Raw genomic sequence first — 24,006 nt, forward strand, 5'->3', positions numbered from 1 at the left:
TTATAATTAACTTACAAATAGATCTTCATAATCTTTTACTATTTTTCCCCAAGAATATTCTTCTCTTATACGATTTTTCGCAAGTTCTGAAAGCTTGTTAATTTTAGTAGATTCATACTCATCTACTTTATTAATTAACCCTGAAAGACTTCCAGTATCTTTCGAAAAATAAACTGCAGCATCTCCTCCAACTTCTTTATTAAACACTACTCCAAGTAGTAGATTTAAATCTGTTGATGCTAAAGCTTCTAACAAAGACGGGTTTGTTCCACCTACTTCGTGACCATGAATATATGCAAAAGCATTCTCTCTTATGGCCTTCAGAACTTCCTGATTATATACTGTACCTACAAATTTAATTCGTGGATCACTCTTAAAATTCGTTCTTTCTAATAATTCATCGTAGAATTTATTTTCTTCAACATTTGATATAATAACAAGATCTTTAGTTGAATTTGATTTCATAAATTCCGAAATCATTAATTCATAATTATTTTCTGGTACAAATCTACCCACAATTAAGTAATAATTTTTGAGGGTTATATCATGTTTGTTATTCCATTCTGATAATATCTTTTCGTCGTCGCTATTAAGATTGGAAGATGAAACATCTGCTCCATAAGCAATAAAACAAGTTTTAGGGTTGTATTTCTTATAGTCTTCATGAATATATGCTTCAATTCCTTTTGAGTCACAAACGAGTAAATCAGAATGTTTAACCATAAGATTTTCAGATAATTTCCAATACTTACGGATTGCATAATTCCATTTACTTCTCTTCCATTCATGTCCATCAGGGTTTACAAATACTTTTACATTTAGCTGCTTTAGTATATTTTTATAATATGAAAAAACTGGTCCTATTCTACATGCTAGTATATAAACTATACAATCATTCAGTTTATTTTTTTTAATATAATCTATTGTTTCTCTAAGACTATAAATATCGTATAGTACAGCTCTAGCACTACCTACATTTGGTACCTTTACGTTAAAACATCTTACATTATTATGGTAGAACTCATTATTATTATCATCCATACATGATACATGATAGTGAATATTTTCATTTACTCTTAGCCTTGTTAAGTTATCAACAAATGTTTCAAAACCACCATACTTTGCTGGGATTCCTTTTGAACCAATAATAAATACATTCATCATCCAATTCTCCTCTTAACTCATAGTACATATTTCTTAGAAACTAAATTGTATATTTCCTGTAACTTCTTCATATGGTAGGAACTATTATAAACAGACTCAACCTTGTTTCTTGCGTTTTCCCCCAGCTTTATTATTTCTTCTTTAGCTAAATTATCAAATCTATTCACTTTTTCTGCCAAATCTATAGGGTTACCAGCTTCAAATAGAAAACCATTTTCCATATCATCAATATGTTCAGGTATTCCACCTATATCACTTCCAATAACTGGTTTACCATATGCAAACGATTCAATTAATGATAGTGGACCATTTTCATACCATTCCGAAGGCATAATTACTGATTTTGAATTTCTTATTAGTCCCTTTAATTCTTCACCTTGTTTAAATCCTAATAGCTCAATTTTTTCTTCTAGTTTGTTACTTTTAATATGGCTATGAATCTCATCCTTAAGGGGACCATCACCAACAATTTTTAATTTGGTGTCTTTAGTCCAATACTTAACCGATTCAATCAAAGTTAAAATGCCTTTTTCATTAGATAATCTACCTAAATATAAAAAGTAATTTCCAGGATTAAAATTTGGCTCAAAAGCTGTTGGATCAATAAAATTTGGGATATGTGTTATTTTTTCCTTTGGCATTCCCCACTCAATCATTTTATCTCTATAGAACTTACTGGGTGTGATAAAATGATCAATATTATTATCATATACTCTTAAAAACTTATGAATATATGCCTCAAACATACTAAGAGCACTAGCTAAGAGTGAATCTTTTGTGCACTTATTTAAAAGAACATTATAATATTTGTTTCCTTTACACATTTCGCAAACCTTATTATTAGTTAACATTTTATAATTTGGACATAATGGTTTAAGATCATGTACAGTATAAACTACTGGTATTTTTCGTTTCTTCAGTGGAAATAAAATAGATGGTGACAACTGATGTTGAAATATATGAAGATGAGCAATATCTATCTTATATGATTTTAATAAATCATTTATATTTTTATACGCTTCATAAGAAAAAATTAGCTTAGGTGCTAATTTTAATTTTTCCAGTATACCAGCATTGTTATAATCAATATTTCTTACAAAGTATCCACTAGTTTCAGAATCATTATTCTTTTCATCCTTCATTGCAAATTGATAAACATTGGTTCCGTTTCTCTTTAATTCTTCTTCTAAGGCAAATAGATAAGTTTCACTTCCACCTTTTATATAATAAAATTTATTAACCGATAATAAATTCACACTGATTCTCCTTGTTCTTTTGATTGTATTTTCAAGTCTTTAATAGTCACAATTCTTAGGAAAATACATAAAACTAGATAAAGTAAACAGCTAAGGATTGCAAAGCATATTAAATACACATATGAATTATTGACTAACTTTAACGAATAATTCATAAATACACACATGCATGTAGTCACAGCAATTACCTTTGCTATTAAGACCACATATTGTTTAATAATATGTTCTTTGCTCTGCTCAATAAAATATATAGTGAACAGCACTAAAAAGTTCAATGTGTAGGCAATACTATTTGCAAGTGCTAACCCCTTATGCCCATAAAATTTCACTAAGAAAAATGCTAAGATGACATTTACTATTGCTGAGCCTATGTTTGACAAAACAACTATTTTGACTCTTTTTGATGATAAGAAAACTCTTGAAATTATCATCGTTAAAGAAGAGCCAATAATTCCTAATGAATACATTTTCATTGCTTCTACAGTTAAATTAATAGCTTTATTGTCAAATGCCCCTCTTCCATAGATGAATTCTGTTATTGCCTCTGAGTATATGTAAAACATTAATACTAAAGGTAAAGTTATAATAGTAGTTACTTTTAATCCATTAAAGAGAGTATTGTTTATTAATTTATATTCTTTAGTAGCAACATATTCTGCAAGCTTAGAGAAAATAATTGTTGATATTGTTGTTGCGATTATTCCCATTGGAAGTTGTGTAAGTTTTTGAGCGTATCCCAATGAAGATATACTTCCCTCTGGCAAATTTTTCGCAAAAATCTTATCAAAAATAGTGAATGATTGAACGGACATAGATCCTAGAAAAATAGGAAGTGCCAGTATTAGAAATTCTTTAAGTTTACTATCAAACTTAAATTGTAGCTTTGGTCTAAACCCTTGCTTGACAATAGTCCAATAGAGATACAATAATTGAAGAATTGAAGAGATTATACTTGCTAATAATAAAATATAAATATTTGAACTAAGTAAAAATACTATTGCAATAAAAGCAACATTCATTACAATTGAAGAAAACTGCGGTAAAACGTACTTCTTATTTGCGTTAAGGTATGAAGTGAAAAATATAGATATACTCATAAAGAAAGTGACAGGTAGAATAAACATTAACACCGGGGTATCAATATTTTCTCCAAATAGCCATTTCTCGAGGTAACTGTTTCCTAAGAGTAAAAATATTAACAATATGAATAATACACTAGTGAGAAAAGTAAAAAGTCTACTAGCAAATTCTTTAGCATTTTGTAATCCTTCTTTTTTTTCAACCTCAACAAATAATGGTATAAAGACGGAAATAATAATTCCGCCTATTATGTTTGATATATATACAGGAATTGAGAATGCTGTCATAAATATGTCCGCAGTATTACTTGCACCATATTTTAGCGCAATTATTTGCTCACGAACAAAACCAGTAACCTTACTAACCACTGTAAACAGCATTACTAAAAGAGTGATTATCTTTATATTGTCTTTCATATACTACCTTACTCTCTTTTTTATTCTTTTTATGGTTTAAAAGCCATTAACCCTTTTATTCTCAACGCTTTGATTAGCTGTCATATTCTTAATAATATATGCAGGCTTTTCAGCTTCTTTCTGCATTAAAGGTATCTCTTTATTAAGATGCATTTTATACCAATCGAGATTAGAAAGTGTTAATTCCAAAGTTTTAAGCATACTATCTTGGTCAATTATATTTATATCCAAAACATAATCAGAAAGTTTCAATAATTTCATAATCCCAGTAGTTTTCGCTTCATAAGCTATACCTATGGTTGGAACCATACCAGAAAGCGAAAAAATATTGGAGTGCATTCTTGTACCAATAAACATATTAAAATTGCTATAAATTTCTTTTAGTTCCATTGGTGTATAGTCTTCTTTCAAAAAAACTACTGATTCTCTTGTTTTAGGTGCAAGCTTTTCCCAAACATGATTACTAGCAATTCGATCATCTTCTATCGGTGTTGGACCTGTAACTTGTGGTACTAGATAAACTGTTGCATTATTTTTTTCGACTAATTTAGTTATTGCTGCAACTACAGATAATATGTATTTTTCATATAGGGCTTTAGGATTTTCCTTATTTGGGAATTCCCATTGTCTAACGGTAACTCCGACAGAAAAAGGTTTTTCGTTAATATTTTCAACTAGTTTTTTCACAGCAGGATTATTTTTACTTCCCTTCATTGTGAACGCCGAATCTCCGACAACTTCAATATTCTTCGTAACACCTATATCTGCTAAAAATTGTTTAGATAATTCTTCCCTAATAGTAATGGAATCTACTTGATTTAAAACATGCCTATTAATAATTTGGGACAATTTACTTTTGAATGGACCAATTGATTGTGCATAAGTTATGACTGGCTTGTTGATTCGCTTTCCAAAGTAAATTTGCGCTAAATGCATTATGAGACTTGCTTCTATATGGTACTTAGGATGAGAATAAATAAAACCTCCACCACAGCTTACAATAATATCTGCGTTTAAATATGCTTCGAATACGTCCTTATTACGGTGATTAGGGACTTTTTTATTTTTCACGAATTTCAGGGCTACTTTTAACTCATTTAACAAAAATGTTAGTCTTTTTATAAAGGATAAATTTTTACTTGGGAACCTAGTTAATTGATCTACTACTTTACATCCAAAATCTTCATACAAACCATCGTGTTCTGGATATCTTGTTGATACAGTAATTGAAGAATTCGGTACTATCTTTTTAATTGTTTGTATCATTGATATGATTATGGCAGCATCGCCTTTATTTTTACTAGAATGTGCATTTATTATTAATATATTTCTCAAATTATTCACCGTCTTCTCTAATTTATCTTAAAATGCATTTTTTGATCCAAATAACACCAACACAGTTTTTAGTATTATCTTAAAATCAAAAAATATTGTTCTAGACTTTATATAATTAAGGTCTAATTCAACCATTTCCGTAAAACCTAAGTTACTTCTTCCACTGACTTGCCATAATCCTGTACATCCTGGAACAACTAGTAACCTTTGTTTATCGTACTCTGTATATTCAGCAACTTCTCTTGGAAGCGGTGGACGGGGACCAACTAAACTCATTTCACCTTTTACCACATTAAATAGTTGAGGTAATTCATCTATACTAGTCTTTCTAATAAACTTCCCTACTTTTGTGACTCTTGGATCATCTTTCATCTTAAACATAGCGCCTTCAACTTGATTAAGTGCTAGTAAGTCTTTTAATCGCTCCTCTGCATTGGCAGCCATTGAACGAAATTTATAAATATAAAATTCTTCACCATTTTTCCCAACTCTAATCTGTTTAAATAAAACTCTCCCCTTTGGATCTTCTAATTTAATTAAAACAGCAACAATTAAAAATACGAAACTAAGGAGAATTATTCCTAACAATGATCCAATTAAGTCAATTAATCTCTTAAAAAAAAAGATAGCCTTTACTCGAGTTCGCAATAACATGAATTTCTTCAGCTAAATAAACCGATTTATTTTTTGCATAACCTGACACAATATACACCACCATTTTAAGAATTATTGTTTTACAAAATTAAATATACTCTGTTTACTTCCATTAACATCAAAAGTAAATCATGAGGAAACAATAAGACTTTAATTAAAATATCCCCAATATTTTTCTCCGTTTGATTTGTTCAGGTAACTCTTTATTAATATTTTCATTCCGAATTAAAAGATCCGAATTTTCCGTAAACAAATAAACATAGTCTACCCCAATATCGTTCTCAATTATATCGAAAGCTTCATTTAATTTAAAAGAACGATTATGCGTATTATGAGCATCGGATGCAACAAAGTGAGTTAAATTATGTATAATTAACTGATGTGATAACTTCTTAATCGATTTCCCAAAATACCCTGCTATACTAGCAGCAGTAACTTGTGTCAGTGCTCCATTTTTTACTAAATTATATAATACATTGGGATTTTCAATAATTTCTTTATTACGCTCTGGATGGACAATAATCGGGGTTAAACCTGCCATTTGAATTTCATAAAGCAATCTCTCTGCATATCTTGGGACTGAAGAACTTGGAAACTCTATAAACAAATAGTCCGTATTTGCAAGAGTTAAAATTTCACCATTATTATAGTCATTTAGTATTTCTCCAAAGATTCGAGTTTCCTGTCCAGGCAAAATTGTTAATGGAATGTTCTCTTCCTTTAATACAGAGTTAAGTTCTCTTACCTGTCTAGAAATAGATTCTTTCTTGTTTTCATACTTGTTATTTCGATGGTGAGGTGTAGCAATTATTGTATTGATACCCTCTACAACTGCTTCCTTTGCCATTAACAAGCTCTCTTCTATGGTAACTGGTCCATCATCTATGCCATGCAAAATATGACAATGAATGTCAATCATAATTGAACACCTCTTCCCGTTGGGAACTAATTTTGGAACAAACTAATAAAAAATTAGTTTGTTCCATAATAGTAATAACTTCCTTTTTTATCTATCTTCTTATTATTAAGTACAACGCCCAACAGCTTACCATTAGTAGAAGTCAAAAGCTCTTTAGTTTTTATTAATGCATCTTTTTCTGTTTTCCCACTACTAACTACTAAAATACTCCCTTGGCATAGATTACCTAAAATTTGCGCATCAGTTACTGCAAGTACCGGAGGAGTATCAAATATAATTAAATCGAATTCTTCTAATGCTTGTTCCATAAAATTGTGCATTGCCTTAGAACCTAACAATTCTGACGGATTTGGCGGTATTGGTCCGCTAGGTAATACAAAGAGATTCTCTTCATCTGTTTTGTTTACAGCTTCCTTAATATCTATTTGATTTGTTAAAACAGAGGTTAAACCAGTAGTATTTGTTAATTTAAAGGTATAGTGTACAGTAGGTTTCCTTAAATCCGCATCAATTAAAAGCACTGTTTTACCCTGCTGAGCAAATACAACTGCTAGATTTCCAGTAGTCGTAGATTTCCCTTCCCCAGGTCCTGAAGATGTTACCATTAATGACCGTATTTCTTCATCCACACTAGAATATAGAATATTTGTACGAATAGTTCGATATTGCTCAGAGATTGGTGATTTTGGATCATATTTTGCTATAAGCTTTCTTTTACTATCCAACAATTTTTTTTTACTGTTTGTACCTGTTACCAATTAACTTGCACCTCTCATTCTTCCATTGCTCGAACTTCTTATTTTGGCATCAAAATTTTGATCAATTGTTGTTATCGCTCCTAATACAGGTAATTCTAATAAAGTTTCAATATCTTGCTCAGTTTTAATTGTGTTATCCAAAAACTCTAATAATATAGCTAATCCTATTCCAACTAGTAATCCCACAAAAGCAGAAATAGCAATATTGAGTGGAGGATTAGGGCTTACCGGAGACTGATTTTCTTGATTATCAGCCAATGGAAGAATCGTTACATTATCTACACTCATAATGCTTTTAATTTCTTTTTCAAATACTTCTGCCGTTTTATTTGCTATATCCAATGCAATTTTAGGGTCAGAATCGGTAACAGAAACAGTCATAATCTGTGAATTTTGAGCATTTTCTACCGATATCTTATTATTTAATTCTGCAACACTGATATCTAAGTTTAACTCACTTTTAACATTGTTTAGTATTGCAGCACTTTTTAATATTACACTATATGTGCTTATTAATTGGATATTAGTTTGAACTTCATTGTAATTGTATAGAGTTTGATCATCCTTAGTTTGATTGACTAGAATTTGAGTAGAAGACTTATACTCGGGTGTGATAAAAAAATAACTAATTACACCAGTTATAATCATTGTTATTAGTGTAATTGAAAAAATTAAAAATAATCTCTTTTTTAGTGTATACATTAACTGTTTTATACTGAATGTTTCTTCCATAGCTTCCTCCTAGAAAAAATATAAAAACATGTATTATTATAGCATAATTAATTGCTAAATTTGTCGAAACTTGACATACTTTTACTATATTGCTTACATTTGCACTTTTACTTTAACAAGTATTTTGGTATTTTAATAGTATTAATTTAAAGTTGGGAAATTTTTCCCCTAAATTATCTAGGTTTCCCTTTACTTTTCTTTTTTACATACTCAAAATATCCTAATTTTGTTTGGAGGTTATAATGAAAACTTTAATAGTCATCGTACTTACTTTAATGCTTGCGGCTGTATTAGTAGTTGGCAATCTTCATTGGAATTCAAGAAGTTCTGAAAAAACTTCTACTCCAGCTATCACCAATTCTGACACTAATACAGAAGCTGAACCTGAAATCGACACGGAGTATTATTTAGAATTTGCTGCTAATTGGCCAGAGGAAGCTAAGGAGCAATTACAAAAGAAATTAAATAGCAATGAAACATTTCAAATTGTCCTGCTTGGATCTGATTCAATCGGCAGCGATACTCTTGGTTTGAAAAGTAATTTAAAAGAAGCTCTATCTGAAAAATATGAAAAGAATGTAGAGCTTGAAAGTATTGTTTATGAAAACACAACTACTGATTATGTACTTAATAGTGAAAATGAAAAGCTAGTTGATTTAAAGCCTGATATGATCATTTTTGAACCATTTCTCTTAAACGATAATAATGTCGTGGCAATTCCTAACACTATTTCTAACATTTCCTCCATTATTGAGGAAACGACTGTGGTTCTGCCTGATGTTACGTTTATCCTGCAACCGCCAAATCAAATATATGATGCAAATCTATATCCTATGCAAGTTACTGCGTTACAGGAGTATGCACATGAGCAAAATCTTACATATTTAAATCATTGGGAAGTGTGGCCAGCAGGTAATGATGTTGCAGTTAACGAATATCTTAATGCTGATGCACGACCTAATGAATCGGGATTTAAATTATGGAGTGATTACCTCTCCGAATATCTAATTTCTGAATAGCGAGCTTTTAGCTCGCTATCTTACTGATCAACCGTTCTATATAACGCACATTTATAATAACACCCGATATATCTTTCGTAAATAGAATTTTTGTAAATTTATTACCTGTTTTTCTCCCAATAAAATGTAAACGCTTCCTAGTTTCTTCTATTATATATACTTATATTTAAATGATGTTTATATAAACATATCACTATTTTTTTCAAAGCACCGCTATGTTACACGAATATAACTTTATCCTTACTTTCCCGTTATACTCCCACATGAATTGTAATTAATTAATAAAGTTATTATAAAAATTTTAAATTTAGGTTTATAGGCTAAAACACTTGGGTATTTAGTCTCTATTATGTTATTCTCTTTTTCTATTCAAGTTACAATGAGGTGATAAACAGGACTTAAAGCATAAAAATAAGCTTTTCTAATGTTCTTTGAAGCGTTATTGAATAAGGACGTTTTTTATACAAATATATTTCAGATTCAAAATTCTTAAATTCAAAAAATATAAATTAAAGTTATTGCGAGGGGCAAAAATGGGAATTAGAAGAAAAGTGTTTATTGGTTTCGGTGCGATATTATTATTTATTATTGGGTTTGCTGTTGTTGGCTATTGGGGCAATGATCGTACTGATAATCAGATGACCAAATTAATTGATAGTGATTATAAGCTGGTTTCTTTGGCAAATAATCTGGAGGAAAATGTAGCTGAACGTGTCATTATGGCTCGCGGTTATGTGTTATATGGAAATGAAGATTATAAAACACAGTTTACCCTGAAAACAGAGGAAGCTACAGTATTGATGGAGGAAATGAAGAAGATATTAGGAGATAATGAAGATCTTGCTGATGCTGTTGCAAAAACGGAAAAGTGGGAGAATCTCATTACAGATCAAGTTATCCCTGCATATGATGTAGGCGGATTTGACGCTGCAATTCCGTTAATGGAGCAATACTGCCAAGTTTGGTCTGCGGATGCTATGAATGCTTGGGATAAGATAAAGGATACAGTAGATGAACAATTATTGAAAACAAGTGATAACATCATTTCAGAAAATCAAGCCCAGAAGAATGTCTTCATGGTAATAGCCGTTCTCACAGCTGTTATTACGCTTGCTGTAGCTGCATGGATAATCTACACTGTCGTCAAACCAATTAAAGTGATTGAAGGAAGGCTTACACAAATCAGTAATAATGATTTATCGGGAGAACCACTTTCAATTAATAGTAAGGATGAATTCCAGCAGCTTGCTAATGCTGTGAATACGATGGCCACAAACTTAGTCAGCATGATTGACCGAATTAAAGCAACAGAAGGACGCTTACTGGACACCTCAAGCCAACTGCTTGGTGCAAGACAAGATTTGGAGGTACAATCAGGCGGAATTCTCGAGTCATTTGAGCAAGTATCTATTGGTTCCCTACTCCAAAAGGATACGGCCAATGACATGGCTGCGACAATGTCTGATGGGGCAAAAGGAATTGAACTTATTGCAAGCTCCTCTTCTTCTGTTGCCGACTACTCCGTACGTGTAAATGATGCGGCAAATGAGGGTAATAAAGTTATTCAAGAAACTTTGGACGAGTTGAAAGGCTTGAACACTACTGTTACGGAAACAGTAACAGTCATGGAAGGTCTTGGAGAAAGAACAAACAGAATTGGTGCAATCTCAGAGGTTATCACAAATATTGCAGAGCAGACGAACCTACTTGCACTTAATGCGACAATTGAAGCAGCAAGAGCTGGCGAACACGGTAAAGGGTTTGCTGTTGTTGCGACAGAGGTTAGAAAACTTGCAGAGAATTCGAAGGAATCTGCGGAGGAAATTGCTGATTTAATTGCAGCAGTAAAACATGATACCGAAACAGCAGTTACTTCTACTATAAAAAGTAAAACTGAGATGGAAAGCAGCTTATTTGCTGCTAATAACGCTGGATTAGCTTTTAAGAATATTCTTGCTTCCATTGAAAACATTGTCGCTCAAGTTCAGGAAATTTCCACAACATCTGAGGAGCTGTCCGCAAGTATTGAAGAAATAACAGCCTCTGCTGATGAACTAGCTGCAATCGCAAGTGAAAATGTCGACCATGTTAATGCTGTAGCTTCTGCTTCTGAGAATCAAACTGCAACTAATGAACAAGTCGGCAGGTTGATAAATGACCTTAATAAAATGTCTAAGGAACTTAATGATACGATGGAATCTTTTAATATGTCATAGAATATATAGGATTAAAAACATTATTAATATCGTGGTAAGGCAAGCTCTTTTGCTCTGTCTTACCACAATATTAATATTCCAAGTTATGTTAATCCCACTAAAAATCCCCCATGTACTGCTTAGCTTTTGAACCGTTTGTTAATTCAGCTTTCTGGAAGAGTGAATTCCCATCAAGTTCCGCACCCTCATTTGCATAAATGGCACCCATCAATCCATTAGCCTCCACACCTAATATGTTCACCTTTTCTGCTTTCCCTTTAAAAACAAATCCACGGTTATCACTCTCTTTAAAACCTATAAGAGAAGTTCCAAAAAAGTTAACAGCTACTACATTATATATTTCAATTAAATTTGTTCGTTCATCATTTCCTCTACCTTCTATATGAATACCTGTAAAATTTATATTTCTCACTACAGAGTTTTTCCCTAACCTTATTGGTAATTGACCTCCAAAATAGCATCCTGTGAAAGAGTATGTATCCAAGTTAACTGTTCCATCTATCTCCATGCCAACTGTTGTAGAATCTACCCTTCCAAAAGTCGAATCTTCAGCAGTTAAGACTCCACTATTAAGTTTATCAGCAAATATAAATAAACCATGTCCTCCTGTAGTATTACCGTACCCTGAACTAACATCTAGAATATTTATATGAGAAACATTAGAGAGTTTGATGCCTATTTGGTTTACCCCAATCCCCCCAACTGTAACATGCCTAATACCCATATGTGCTGGGAAAGTACTATTAGATAACCGCTCTCCTATATCCCCTAAATGAATACCACTGTTTTTCCCACTAAGTTCTAATCTCAAATTCTCAATATTAATCCTCTTATGTTCACCAGTAGATTTTATAGCAAACCCTTTACCACTAAACTGAATAACAGTAGATTTTTTTCCCTGCCCCTCCCCTATTAAAGAGGTATCATCAGGTAAGTATAATGTCTTTGTAATTTTATATTCTCCATTAGGAAGATAGACTTTTCCTCCTCCTTTACTAGAGACAAAGTTAATAGCTTCCTGTATAGGATTTGTATCGTCTTGAATTCCATTGCTAGAAGCATTAAAAGGCTCCTTCTTAACATTAGTAGACAAAAAAGAATCAGTATTTACAGAAGAGCTTTTAATACTATTAAACTTTAAACTTATATTTTGATCGTGTTTTCCAATTAAAAAGAAATTTAGTGAAATACTAATCAACAATAGAACCGCATAAATATACTTATACTTTTTCTTCTTCACAATCTCCCTCGTTATAAGTCAAATTTTTTAAAGATAAACCTAAAAATATCCAAAAAAACATCGCATTTGATTTTATCTCAAAATTAGGACCAAACAAACCACTTATAGCCCAAGTAATAGTAATAGCTGCTGTAATAATCAATAAACCATCTTGTTTTTTTATTCCCTTATAGAACAAGGAAAAAAACACAAGGGAAAAGAATACAACAAATCCTACTACTCCTACTACTCCTAATTGACCTAATATTGATATCCAGTTAACATCTGCAGTATAGTTAAGAAAGTTATCCGTTAGCCCTAAACTTCTATAAAGCCATTCAAATTGATCAAATGAAAATGTTGCACCAAAAGTTCCTAATCCCATACCCCAAAAGTGATTGTGTATCAACCAACTGCCTATCTGCGTAATAAAATACAATCTAAAGTTCTGATTTTTTTCTGTACTATATGTTGATGCATCAAAAAGAGAACCTATTAACTCAAAAGGGTTTCTCCCTTCACCAGATAATAATTCATCAGGAAGAATGAAATATCCTATTAAACTAAGGAGTGCAATTATATAAACCCCACTAAATAACAGTCTTCCTTTGTTAGAATTTTTTAAAGGTGAAGCAAAAATAATTAAAGCTCCTATAACTGCAACAACTAAAGCTTGCCTTGACGTTGAAGTAATAATACCAAAAATTGATAAAAAGAATGCAAATAAATATAGTTTTTTATGCTCATAGAAAACAAAGAAACCTAAGAGAATAATTGAGGAAAAACCAAAAAACATTCCTAATGCATCATACCTATTAAAAGTACCTTGCGCTCCAAAAGTACTACTACTCATTACTAGATTATCCCCAAAAGTGTTCCATGTAGAAGGACCAATAAGATTCTTCCCAATAATCTGAAACAAGACTACTCCGAATTCAAATAATACTAGAATCACTAGAAGAGTTACTAATTTTTCAAGAAGGATTTTTCTAGAAAAGCCTATTATCCTAATAATCCAATACATTAAAATTAAGCGGAAGAATGATCTGAAACCAAAAGCTAATAAATATGGGTCTGAATGTTGTATAATACTTATCAATAAAGACCAAAGAATTATTATAAATAATATATAATCATAAATTTTAAGACTCGGTAGGGAAAATTTACTTTTAATAATAAGAAGTACTAGTACAATAGAAAAAATTAATTCTGGAATTAAACCTATTACGTTTTGTATAAGTTCACTAGTAAAAAAACTTGCAATAAAACCCTCTAATACTATAAATAAAATACCGAGAAAAAAAGCTTGATTAGTATATCTTACTGTAAAGAATAAAAAAGAAACAGAAAGTATTAAAATCAAAGTGAAAATTGGTTGGATAGATGTCAAAACCCCTAAAACAACACCTATAATAATTACAAATAAAAATCTAATATTTTTATATTCTAAATTACCACTAAACATTTTTTATCTCCTGTCAAAAAATTGATAAATACATATTACCATTTTTTTTAATTAAGTGGGTGTGTATATTTAACCTTTTAAATAAAAACACAGATATACTGTATTATTTTTTATGTTAAACCTTAACCATTTTTAGTGAATTTCATTTTGTTAATTTCTTTTTCTCCCTGTTATTTTTAAAGTTTTATACTCTATATAATATTTGTATGAGCTTCCCGCTATTCATATGGTAAAAACAATAATACAAATTTTATTAGTTGGGTTTTATATAAATATTTACTACTTAAGCCCTTTTTTCCAAATAATCCCAAGTATTATAAATAAGATATTTTCACCTGTTCTTAGTAGGAATAATAGAACAACCTTTCTCTTTGAATATTATTGCTAGCTACAAGGAATGGGGTAAAATGTAATTCTTCATATAAACAATACATTTTACCCATACTTGCTGACACAAATTTGTTTCCAAAAGACTGGTTTTTACTCTGTTTTTCCTAAAATTTTATTTCTAAGAGGAATATCCCTTCCTCGCTGCGGCGCTATCCATCTATTCGATATAACGAAACCATCTCCCCAAAATTCCAATGTTTCCAAATCATTATAATCATCAACTTTATTAAGGGAAATTATTTTAAAAAGAGTATTTATTGCATTAACTGGTATTAAGTAAGGCTTTTGTGCCTTATTCCACTAAGTTATGCTAATATTAATGCCCATCATTTAACTGTGTCTGCTGCGTTTTCTTATATTGTCAAAGACTAGTCCAAAATTCCGGCAAAAATCATTAACTGCTGTAACACTTTTTAAAGTAAAGACACGATAGCACTTAATACTTGGCACTTATTTATTTAATGTTATTGAAAACGGACTGAAGACTTTGAAGCACCTCATTACTTTTTAAGGATTAGAATATCTTTTAAACTTGCGAAAACAATAATGAAGTGACTAGACAAATTCGTTTTGTTCATGTAGGCTACCATCTTATCAATTATCAAGATTACTTTATCACAGGGATAAATTAAGGATATTCACCTTTTTATTATCAGTAAATTAAATTTTCAATAGACTATTTTAGTCGAAGCTATTACATCTATTACTAAATTGAAAGTACAAAACCATCTAAAGTTAAGATGAAATTCATCCTTGTTACAAATCCGGCACAATACCAGACTCAACGTTCAATAGCTTTTTTAAAAATTACTGTATTTAACTTGTAGGGAATCCTTCACAAGCCAAAGCCTTAAATTTCACTCAATAAATCAACTCAACCTCCCGATGCTCCCAAACATCAAACAAATTCCCGTCCAAGTCCTCTAATGTGAAAAAGTTTCCATTATGCCCTTCATAGCTGATTGCGCTCACCAGCACTCCTTTTGCTGACAGCCTTTTATGTAAAAATTCAATATCATCGGTGAAGAAGGTGATGACCCAACGTTTTCTGCCTTCGACTCGAAAGTGAGCACGGGACATGTCATCACTCTGCAAAAGATGCAGGATAGGCCGGTTGTCTCTGAATAGACTAATGGAATCTTCTTGATGATGTCTTGCATTAAAGCCAAAGTTTTCTGTCCACCACTCTGCTGCTCTTTCTATATCTGCTGTCGGTATGACATTATAAGCGATGCCTAATACTTTTCCCCTTGTACTGATGTTAGCTGTCATTTCACTTCACACTCCTTGAATTAATCGGTTATTTTTCCCTATAAATTTGTTATTCTATCTTCAAAATGAAAATACCTGTCGAATGTACTAAGATATGTAAATGTTTCTGAACCGATTAATTGAATGCGCTTTCCTCGGATGTTATAGTTAGGATATAAAATAGGGAACGGAGATGTACTGTATGCTAAATGTCAGAGGGTTATCATACAAAGATGTTAATATCAGCCACTTAAGCTCCTTTGATGGCTATCAGATAAACTTTCGCATTAATGATCATTTCTATCAGTTTTTAGTGGGAAATAAGAAAAGACCTTTCCCTTTGAATGTGATGCATATCTTCAAGGAAAAGGATGTATGTGCCTTCTGCAACAAGACGATCTATCCGTACCCTGCTGGGCAGCAAATCTGCTTTGAGTTTCAGAAGCATTTACCGTCCTTGTTGAATCACTTCCAGACAATGTATCCGAAAGAATTTATTGCTTAAGGAGGGAGATTGCTCCCTCCTTTTTCTTATGATAATTCTATCCATTTAGAGGAGATATAGATGCCCTCTCCCCCAACCTCCAATGCTTCCACGTTATTATTAGTATCCACCTTAACATGAGAGATAATTTCTGATGGAGCCTCCATGGCATGTCCTTGTTCAAAGAGAAGGCTTGTAGAACCTGGCTTCACTACATTATGTTTATAAAGATAGCCTGTTAACGCTCCACTTGCCGTGCCTGTTGCGCTTTCCTCATTGATGTCATATAGCGGTGCAAAATTACGGCAGAAGGCATCAACTCCAGAATCTGTATCTAAAGTAAAGACATGATAACCGACTACTTCCAGCTTGGCGCTTATTTCTTTCATTCTATTAAAATCTGGTTGAAGCGTTTGAAGCACTTGATTATTTTTGACTGGAATTATGATATCCTTTAATCCTGTTGAGACTATCTCAATAGGAAGAGTTGTCATGATATCCGCCTCATTTATATGCAGTGACTCGGCAATTTCCTTTTTATCCAACTCTTGACCAAATTGGGGATTATTTTGTGTTAGAAAAACCTTCTCCCCTTCTATTCGAACTGGCAGGATGCCTGCTTTCGTTTCAATTGTAAAGTTGTTTTTGCTGACAGCCTTTCTTTGCACTAATAACGCAAAAGAAGCAATTGTTGCATGGCCGCATAAGTCCACCTCAGACACCGGTGTAAAGTATTTAATTTTATAGTCTGCTGCAGAAGAACTTTGAATAAAGACTGTTTCAGACAGACCCATTTCAGAAGCAATGTACTGCATGTCTTCTGCACTCAGTCCATCTCCATCCATTACAACACCTGCGGGATTGCCTCCTGATTTGTTTTTTGTAAAAGCATTTACTATAAATACTTGGATGTTCATTGGATATCATTTCCTTTCGGTATTTATGCATATATAATTATTATAAATCTATCAATTTATTCAAGGTTTCTTTCTAATGACCTTAAGGAAAAGAAACTCAGCAGCGTTGATATGCAACCCACGTTATTTTTGCCAAAAGTAACCTTTCGAGCTTTATTAGCAACTCTATAGAAATGTCTGTAGCTTTATTACGATTGATAAGGGTAAATAGTTTCCCTTCTAATTAGCTTATACCTATATTAATGAAGAAAGAAGGCGTGACATATTGAAAATGCCAGAAGTATACCTAATTGGCGAACTAAGAATGAAAGACTTCGAAATCTTTAGACTTATGCAAACAAAAACAGATGGATGGAATTATGTAATTGGCTTTCTTGTTATAGAAGACTGCAAGAGGGAAACCCGGTTATCAGATTATCCCTTCTTAGAAGCAGTATATAAAGATAACCCAGAAGAGTTTGAGGCATCTGATAATCTAATAAAAGTGCAGGCAATTATCGCAGAGCCACTTGGTGAAGAGGATACAGAAGTGTTAGAGCATATTGGTGTCAGTTTAGTTGAATTCAAGGAGCATACTGATGTTACGTTTGCTGTAATCGTGAAGGAAAATCTCGACGATTTAATTGATAACTTGGATGAAAAGCCGTTTGAGGTATATACAGAACTGTTACAGCATACCGAAGCAAAACCTAATGTTTCTCATTTTAAGAGGGAATCTTTGCGAAGGCTTTGTCAAGATGAATCTTCTTCCTAACACAGAGAGCCCCTATCAATGAGATAAGGGCTTTACTGTGTTGTATGGTTAAAAGAACCAAGGTATCTGTCGGTGTGTGAGTGTGTGAATATAACAAGATACCTCAGATAGGAAATAAGACCTATAATTGGTATTATATTACCAAAAGCTATAATGGTAAAGAGGTAAGTAATTCCAGATTATATAAAACAAAAAAGTCCTTCTCAAAATGAGAAGGACAATAAGGTTAGTTTTCAAACTTTCTTTTCTTTCCACATCGTACACACTTGTCAGTATAGTAACTGAACTTATGCCTACGTTTACATAGGCAAATAATTGCTTTGAAAAACATGTTAGCACTCCCTTGATGATTTTCAATCGAGGTAGTCCAGCCATCATAGATTTCCTTAGACCTGTGACTTTGCGTCCCATTTTTTCAAGATGGTTTGCCTTTGTCTGATTGGAAAGATATATGGATATATTAACAGTATAATGATAGTTTTTCCATTAACAGCTCATTACATCTTGTTAACATCTATTACAGAGAAGACAGAACAACTGTTTATAAAACTTCACATTATTTACCCTTAAACAAAAAAAAGACCCTAAAAGCACCATTGGACATCAGGCTCTTAAGGCTAGAAAAGAAACTCCACATCAACACAATAGTTTAGGGTTGGGGTACTATTTGTGTGATGGGGGAACTTACACTTATATATCGACAGATGTTTGTGTAGGTTTAATGAAGTTTTACTAATATATTTTCCAGTCCAACTTCCTAAATATCCGTAACAACCGCTCATTCAAGCAGTGTCCTCTCCTCCCAAACATCCTCCACATCCCTTCTCATAATCCACTTCTTATACAGCCCTCTTTCCCAAGGCAGTTCAGATAGCAGAAATCCCACACTTCCTTAGCAATAAAGAAATCTCCTTCGCCTAGTAATAATTGATTTTCTTTCATCTTCCAGATTGGAAAGGTATGGCCTTTATACTTTGCATACTGATTAAGATAATATAAACTACTGATTTCCTCTCTTTTTACAAGCTTCTCGTAGTTTCATTTTCATTGAGTTCAAAGTCTGCAGGTGCTGAGGCAGGGTCTCTAACAATTAATTGAAATGTTATGTTATCCTTTTGTATATATTCAAACTCCATTCCCTTATTTATATAAGGCTCTCCTGCCGCTCCACATTTGTCTCCTCCGTTCTCTAGCTATCTTTCTTTTATAGTCTATTAACTGAAGATTAGCTTTAAGAAATCTTGTCTATCTACTTTATCTGTGTCAGTGAAGTTGGTAACAGTTAGAGCTAGCTTCATTTGCTCAGCCTCTTCTATTAGGATTAAATCATTTTCAACCGCACTGTTTAAAATAATTGTGATACTATCAGCGGCAAAGCCTTCAGTGCTTGCGGTAAATATTTTACTTCTTCTCGTTTGTAGGCTGCCCATGCTGTATAAGCAACAGTATCAACTAACAGAGACCACATCAAAGCAATGTTTAAGTTTTCTTCTTCCTCCATATATTCCGAGATGCCTGTATAGTCAGCATTATCAATAAGCTCATACAGCTCATCTCCTGTTACTGCCCCAGATTCTACCCAAAGCCAGCACTTATCCAAAGCATCTCTGCCAACTGGATATCTTTCATCTGATTTATTGATTACAGAGAATACTATTTCAGTAGTAACAACGGTCTCTATTATATTCACTGCAATATTGAAAATAGAATTCATTTGTTTTGTATGCTGACCCCTTAAACAAAAATCTACAATGCAATTAAATTAAATTATTAGGAAGCTTTTTTAATTATCTTGCATCCCAATCACAATCCATTCATCCACAACATCCCAAAAACTCACATTATATTCTGGCTGATCATTAGTAAACCACAGTGTTGCTGTGTCATCCATACTGTTGTCTAAATCTATAGCAACATAGCCTCCCATGCCACTCTGAAAAAAACCATAAGTCTTTTCCATATTAATCCCTAATGGTTCATCTAATTCCTCAAGTATTCCCCATTCATAATCATCAAAACGAGTAACGTGCTCAAATGGCACAAGTCCCATAGCTCTACTTGCGAAATAATAGAAGCCATTATGTAACTCTTCATAAAAAGCCTTAATCACTTCTGGGAATGCTACCCAATCATTTATTACTGACTTGGTTGAAATACCGCCTTCATAATAGTGAATTTCTTCATCTTCACTTTTAATACTATAAAGTACTGCATATTCTCCATTATCTATAATTAATTCAAGTTCCACTAAATTTTCTTTTATGTATGAAATTGTATTGCTTAATTCCTTCTCACAAACACTTTTCCATAAAGCTATTAATTTATCCTTTTGAATAAATTTATCTGCTTCTCGAAAGATCTCTAGCCATTTTCCCGGTATTTTTCCGTTTTCTATATGCAGCAAGTCTTTGTCAGATACAAACTCAATACTCTTTCTATATTGTTTAAGAAAAGCTATTTTATCCAATAAAATCATTCCTTTTTATTATTCTAAAAGAAAAGGTTCATGTTATTTACTATCCAACTACTATTACTGTTCGGCTGAAGGATCATATCTGATAAATCATTAATTTCTTCTTTTGTTAGCTCACCTACGGCATCAATTGCATTAAATGAACTTAAGCACTTTGTTATATATTCAACACTTCTTAGTCTATTAATTACGGAGAATCTGCCCATTCACGTGGCACAGACTTTAGATATTTTTTTATATTTTTAGACATTCTCCTTATATATAATCAGCAAATTTCCAATCTACCTGGATTATCCTACTCCTCATAATAAACGGAACCTAAATAAGTTAAATTTCCATCCTTAAATTTAACTTTTTCGATATTCCCTTCGTATTCGAAATCATATAATTTAATGACAGAATCATAGGTTTCTGAAAATACTTCCCCATAATGTTCAACAAATTGCAATAAAATTACAGATTCATAAGAAGATCCACTTAAAAGGGTAGTCAACGATGCAGTTGAAACCGCTCTAAAAGAGATTTCTAAAAGATCTTGGTTATAGCTAGTAAAATCCATACCAAAATCGTTCATAAATTCTGATTGAATTCTATCTCCAACTTCATCAAACTTAATTTCAATATATTCTTTTAGATTATTTTTTGTTTTAAAATTACCTATCCATAACGACATAACACCTGGATTTTCCATGATGTCACTCCCAACTAAACGAAATTTGTAACACTCATCTTTCAAAATATGATTATATCCTTTTATAAATTATTCTCCCAAGGCTATATCTGTTTCCACTGCCTAATAGATACCGTAATGTTAGATAGGATTATTCGGAAAGTCTTGAAGATACTTATTAATTAAAGCTTTACTATTTTCTTCTGGTACATTGCCTAAGTACTTATTTTTCCAAATAATCATTTGGTCACTAAAACTATAGTCCGTATCGAACCAATTTGTATAATCGTAATGTATCTTAAATTCACCATTATTCTTTAGGGACATTGTAAAAGAGTACCAAAGTTCTTGCTGATTATCCTTAAAAGCATTCCTTAGTTTCTTACTCAATTTATACAAAATATCTTCTTTCTTCTCGAATTCCTCTTCATCGATGTCATATTTACAAGGAATTTGTAAGCTGTAATTATACACTTGCTCACTATTAGGGGTATTATAGAAAAAATAGGTTCCTCCACCAGTTTCTGATATTTGAGCATAAAAATAACACTTAGCCCACTCTTCCGGAATTAAACCATTAACCGTTTCAGCTATCTCTCTATAGAGTCTATTCATTTCTAGTTCCATACTCAATCACCTTCCATTCCTTGAAAAATTTCATTAGTAGTCTTTGAAAGCTATCTGGATTATCCATCTTTTATTTCCCTTATATGCTCAAACTTGCTATTCAGGGTTAAAATCCATATTACACCTCAAAAAAAGAAAAGTCAGTAATGTTAAAAGCACTTGCTGTATCATACAAGCAAGTGCTGAAGTATTTGAGTGTTAATTTTTTGGTCATTGGTGAGAAACTAGATTCCACATCCCATATGGATTATAAAATAGGTCACCTTCCTCAAATATTGTACAGCTTTCTTGCCTCAATAAGTATATAGGGGAATCCGAATCCAAGCTAAATGTTTCACCACTAGTAATCTTCGGTCTTTCTATAAGATTATATAAACAAAATACTCTAAACAATGACTCGACCTCTATACCGGTTATAGTATCTGAAGTTGTAATAACATCTGGGTATCCGAAACTCTGCATACCAGTAGTGTAGAATGTATTGTTTTCACGAGACATTTGAACAAACGCTGTAAATATTCTTGTAATATCTTTGCTCATCGTTATTTCCAACCAATCCGCTTTTGTGCGAGCTCTTCCAGAAGATTCAACATTTACTGCCACTCCACCAGCATGTAATACTGCACTAGCAACCTCCATAATTTTTATAACCTTTTCTAAAGAACCTCCTTCTCCAAAAATATAAACAATACTTTTATGATTTTCCAGACTGATTATGTCTTCTTTATCAAATGATCCATTTCCTGCTATTTCAAAAGCTTCAGCTACATAGGGGTTAAACTCACTTATTTCTACATCAAAGAATTCCCCTGGAGCTTCGAGGCTTCCAATATGATTACCCATATATACATAACCATTACCTTTTCTAGCCATAGCCTCTATAAATTCACTTCTAGTTTCCCAATTTCCAGTTATACCCAAAATGATTTTTGGTAATTCCATTATATTATCTCCCTATTGTTTCAATAATTATTTTTAACTTCTGTTATGTCTTAGTATTGTTCCTTTTTCTAACTTAATCTTGCTAAGATGAAATTAACTTTTTCTAAATATAAATCTTGATCCTCTTCTTTTATAGTAACAAGAATGTCATTAATCTTTTTTTTTGTTGTTGGGCTATTAACATTTTCTAATGCCTTAATATAAGGTTCCACTAAGTCCTTTGAATTTAAAATTGTCAGATGAATTCTTTCGGCCCAAAACTCTGCATGAGGTAACATTTTTGGAATGCTGATGGCTAATTTATTAAGCCCTTCTTCTAGACCATTATTCTTGGAAATATAAAAAATGGTTTCAATAAGATAATCACCTGCTGATGGTTCCGCGATATCATCTTCAAAAATAGTACACAGTTCAGGGATTATTTCATTCGTTCCATGCTTTTGATAATTCATTGAGAATATTTTCAAAAACTTCAATATCATCTCCATCATTTTCAAGAAAACGCATCTTATGTAAAATAGAAATCTCTTCCTTAAAAGTAGCCATTGTGTTTTCCTCCCCTTCCGTCTCTCACAATTACTCAAGCTCATCAAATATCTTCACATCATTATGTTCATACGTTCTATAGTAATTAATATATTCTTCAATCTTCTTTCTAGTTTCTTGGTTATATAAACCATCTTCTTTAAGAATCCGTCTTAAATCATTAATATCGAATACTAAGGCGTCTCGTGGTTTCAAAGACATATATAAATCGAAGTCCTCTTTCCTTGTTGTTTTACTCAACCCATAAGTAAATGTTCTTCTATGTCTACCACCTTGTCCTGGATGAGGATGTTCTAAGAACATAGCATAACTATCTCTAGTTTTAATACCAGCATATATTTATTGGATGGCATGTGATGCCCCGTTATATTGTCGCCTATTTCATTAGGTAACCATGATTCAACTCATTTGGTAGCAACTCATTACTCGTCTGTGGTATATTGTGTTTTTTATTCTCCACAAAATGTTTATAACACTCTTGAATTTGCTCCTTTATTTTATCATAATGAGAATCCGTAACCTTAACATGAGTGGTCGTACCAGATGTGCCTATTACATGATCTGCACCACCTTCTTTTACAACTTCTTTATTCTTTATTCTTAATCCCACTACACGCCCACTCAATCTATTCAAATAACTTTCCTTATCCCCACTAACCTTCCCAACATCAGCCCTGCTCTCAGCTTTCAAGTAGGAACTCATATTGCCAACTCCACCT

General features: G+C 32.4%; 25 protein-coding genes, 1 pseudogene and 1 riboswitch. Of the genes and pseudogenes, 4 read left to right on the forward strand and 22 right to left on the reverse strand.

Annotation, left to right across the window (positions count from 1 at the left end; all coding sequences use genetic code 11):
- Window positions 1-6 precede the first annotated feature (6 nt).
- The 8 genes from cps2T to ACLIJJ_RS21045 form a co-directional block, all read right to left on the reverse strand.
- Window positions 7-1,164, reverse strand: a complete 1,158-nt coding sequence (cps2T, locus tag ACLIJJ_RS21010; protein ID WP_411411560.1) for a beta 1-4 rhamnosyltransferase Cps2T — start codon at window positions 1,162-1,164, stop codon at window positions 7-9.
- A 17-nt stretch (window positions 1,165-1,181) separates the two neighbouring features.
- Window positions 1,182-2,420, reverse strand: a complete 1,239-nt coding sequence (locus ACLIJJ_RS21015; protein WP_411411561.1) for a glycosyltransferase family 4 protein — start codon at window positions 2,418-2,420, stop codon at window positions 1,182-1,184.
- Window positions 2,417-3,916 carry a murein biosynthesis integral membrane protein MurJ gene (gene murJ, locus ACLIJJ_RS21020; RefSeq protein ID WP_411411562.1) on the reverse strand — a complete coding sequence of 500 codons (1,500 nt, stop codon included), beginning with the start codon at window positions 3,914-3,916 and terminating at the stop codon, window positions 2,417-2,419. Before murJ ends, ACLIJJ_RS21015 begins: the two co-directional genes overlap by 4 nt.
- Before the next feature lie 36 nt (window positions 3,917-3,952).
- Window positions 3,953-5,260, reverse strand: a complete 1,308-nt coding sequence (locus ACLIJJ_RS21025; RefSeq protein WP_411411563.1) for a polysaccharide pyruvyl transferase family protein — start codon at window positions 5,258-5,260, stop codon at window positions 3,953-3,955.
- Between the two features lie 18 nt (window positions 5,261-5,278).
- The gene (locus tag ACLIJJ_RS21030; protein ID WP_411411564.1) at window positions 5,279-5,905 is read right to left on the reverse strand and encodes a sugar transferase; all 627 of its coding nucleotides are present in this window, start codon (window positions 5,903-5,905) and stop codon (window positions 5,279-5,281) included.
- A 154-nt stretch (window positions 5,906-6,059) separates the two neighbouring features.
- Window positions 6,060-6,824 (reverse strand): tyrosine-protein phosphatase, encoded by a 765-nt coding sequence (locus ACLIJJ_RS21035; protein WP_411411565.1) that lies wholly within the window; start codon window positions 6,822-6,824, stop codon window positions 6,060-6,062.
- A gap of 53 nt (window positions 6,825-6,877) precedes the next feature.
- Complete coding sequence (locus ACLIJJ_RS21040) at window positions 6,878-7,582, reverse strand: CpsD/CapB family tyrosine-protein kinase (RefSeq protein ID WP_411411566.1); 705 nt, start codon at window positions 7,580-7,582, stop codon at window positions 6,878-6,880.
- Entirely contained in the window at window positions 7,583-8,314 is a 732-nt protein-coding gene (locus tag ACLIJJ_RS21045; RefSeq protein ID WP_411411567.1) for a YveK family protein, read from the reverse strand.
- A gap of 242 nt (window positions 8,315-8,556) precedes the next feature.
- On the opposite strand from ACLIJJ_RS21045, the gene ACLIJJ_RS21050 reads away from it, so the two are divergent.
- On the forward strand, window positions 8,557-9,333 hold the full coding sequence (locus ACLIJJ_RS21050; RefSeq protein ID WP_411411568.1) for an SGNH/GDSL hydrolase family protein: 777 nt from the start codon (window positions 8,557-8,559) through the stop codon (window positions 9,331-9,333).
- Between the two features lie 533 nt (window positions 9,334-9,866).
- A complete protein-coding gene (locus tag ACLIJJ_RS21055) occupies window positions 9,867-11,549 on the forward strand; it encodes a methyl-accepting chemotaxis protein (RefSeq protein WP_411411569.1) in 1,683 nt (560 codons plus the stop codon).
- Between the two features lie 97 nt (window positions 11,550-11,646).
- Here ACLIJJ_RS21055 and ACLIJJ_RS21060 read toward each other — a convergent pair whose 3' ends face one another.
- The 3 genes from ACLIJJ_RS21060 to ACLIJJ_RS21070 all read right to left on the reverse strand — a co-directional run bounded on the left by ACLIJJ_RS21060 (window position 11,647) and on the right by ACLIJJ_RS21070 (window position 15,895).
- Window positions 11,647-12,789, reverse strand: coding sequence for a glycosyl hydrolase family 28-related protein (locus ACLIJJ_RS21060; RefSeq protein ID WP_411411570.1), 1,143 nt, complete (start codon window positions 12,787-12,789; stop codon window positions 11,647-11,649).
- The gene (locus tag ACLIJJ_RS21065; RefSeq protein WP_411411571.1) at window positions 12,770-14,233 is read right to left on the reverse strand and encodes an O-antigen ligase family protein; all 1,464 of its coding nucleotides are present in this window, start codon (window positions 14,231-14,233) and stop codon (window positions 12,770-12,772) included. The genes ACLIJJ_RS21060 and ACLIJJ_RS21065 overlap by 20 nt, the downstream gene beginning before the upstream one ends.
- 1,251 nt (window positions 14,234-15,484) lie before the next feature.
- Entirely contained in the window at window positions 15,485-15,895 is a 411-nt protein-coding gene (locus ACLIJJ_RS21070; RefSeq protein WP_411411572.1) for a VOC family protein, read from the reverse strand.
- A 181-nt stretch (window positions 15,896-16,076) separates the two neighbouring features.
- On the opposite strand from ACLIJJ_RS21070, the gene ACLIJJ_RS21075 reads away from it, so the two are divergent.
- Window positions 16,077-16,379, forward strand: a complete 303-nt coding sequence (locus ACLIJJ_RS21075; RefSeq protein WP_411411573.1) for a hypothetical protein — start codon at window positions 16,077-16,079, stop codon at window positions 16,377-16,379.
- A gap of 26 nt (window positions 16,380-16,405) precedes the next feature.
- On the opposite strand, the gene ACLIJJ_RS21080 is transcribed toward ACLIJJ_RS21075, so the two are convergent.
- Window positions 16,406-17,275: a PhzF family phenazine biosynthesis protein gene (locus tag ACLIJJ_RS21080; protein WP_411411574.1), complete on the reverse strand. Its 870-nt coding sequence runs from the start codon at window positions 17,273-17,275 to the stop codon at window positions 16,406-16,408.
- Window positions 17,276-17,546: 271 nt separating this feature from the next.
- On the opposite strand from ACLIJJ_RS21080, the gene ACLIJJ_RS21085 reads away from it, so the two are divergent.
- Entirely contained in the window at window positions 17,547-18,029 is a 483-nt protein-coding gene (locus tag ACLIJJ_RS21085; protein ID WP_411411575.1) for a hypothetical protein, read from the forward strand.
- A gap of 358 nt (window positions 18,030-18,387) precedes the next feature.
- Window positions 18,388-18,469: riboswitch (cyclic di-GMP riboswitch) on the reverse strand.
- A 508-nt stretch (window positions 18,470-18,977) separates the two neighbouring features.
- Here ACLIJJ_RS21085 and ACLIJJ_RS26945 read toward each other — a convergent pair.
- From ACLIJJ_RS26945 to ACLIJJ_RS21130, 10 genes and pseudogenes are all read right to left on the reverse strand, one after another.
- A pseudogene (locus tag ACLIJJ_RS26945) lies at window positions 18,978-19,037 on the reverse strand (hypothetical protein); the annotation flags it as partial.
- A gap of 337 nt (window positions 19,038-19,374) precedes the next feature.
- Window positions 19,375-19,719, reverse strand: a complete 345-nt coding sequence (locus tag ACLIJJ_RS21090) for an Imm6 family immunity protein (protein WP_411411576.1) — start codon at window positions 19,717-19,719, stop codon at window positions 19,375-19,377.
- 93 nt (window positions 19,720-19,812) lie between these two features.
- The gene (locus ACLIJJ_RS21095) at window positions 19,813-20,496 is read right to left on the reverse strand and encodes an SMI1/KNR4 family protein (RefSeq protein ID WP_411411577.1); all 684 of its coding nucleotides are present in this window, start codon (window positions 20,494-20,496) and stop codon (window positions 19,813-19,815) included.
- A gap of 301 nt (window positions 20,497-20,797) precedes the next feature.
- A complete protein-coding gene (locus tag ACLIJJ_RS21100; RefSeq protein ID WP_411411578.1) occupies window positions 20,798-21,193 on the reverse strand; it encodes an immunity 22 family protein in 396 nt (131 codons plus the stop codon).
- 120 nt (window positions 21,194-21,313) lie between these two features.
- Complete coding sequence (locus ACLIJJ_RS21105; protein ID WP_411411579.1) at window positions 21,314-21,799, reverse strand: immunity protein YezG family protein; 486 nt, start codon at window positions 21,797-21,799, stop codon at window positions 21,314-21,316.
- Between the two features lie 210 nt (window positions 21,800-22,009).
- Window positions 22,010-22,741, reverse strand: a complete 732-nt coding sequence (locus tag ACLIJJ_RS21110; RefSeq protein WP_411411580.1) for a DUF4261 domain-containing protein — start codon at window positions 22,739-22,741, stop codon at window positions 22,010-22,012.
- Window positions 22,742-22,809: 68 nt separating this feature from the next.
- Window positions 22,810-23,193: an Imm30 family immunity protein gene (locus ACLIJJ_RS21115; RefSeq protein ID WP_411411581.1), complete on the reverse strand. Its 384-nt coding sequence runs from the start codon at window positions 23,191-23,193 to the stop codon at window positions 22,810-22,812.
- Window positions 23,165-23,287: a hypothetical protein gene (locus tag ACLIJJ_RS21120; protein ID WP_411411582.1), complete on the reverse strand. Its 123-nt coding sequence runs from the start codon at window positions 23,285-23,287 to the stop codon at window positions 23,165-23,167. Before ACLIJJ_RS21120 ends, ACLIJJ_RS21115 begins: the two co-directional genes overlap by 29 nt.
- A gap of 30 nt (window positions 23,288-23,317) precedes the next feature.
- Complete coding sequence (locus ACLIJJ_RS21125; RefSeq protein ID WP_411411583.1) at window positions 23,318-23,482, reverse strand: hypothetical protein; 165 nt, start codon at window positions 23,480-23,482, stop codon at window positions 23,318-23,320.
- A 181-nt stretch (window positions 23,483-23,663) separates the two neighbouring features.
- The coding region (locus ACLIJJ_RS21130) for a hypothetical protein (RefSeq protein ID WP_411411584.1) at window positions 23,664-24,006 on the reverse strand (343 nt) is incomplete at its 5' end.

The organism is Niallia laureatilytica (assembly GCF_046613985.1).
Taxonomy (GTDB): domain Bacteria; phylum Bacillota; class Bacilli; order Bacillales; family Cytobacillaceae; genus Niallia.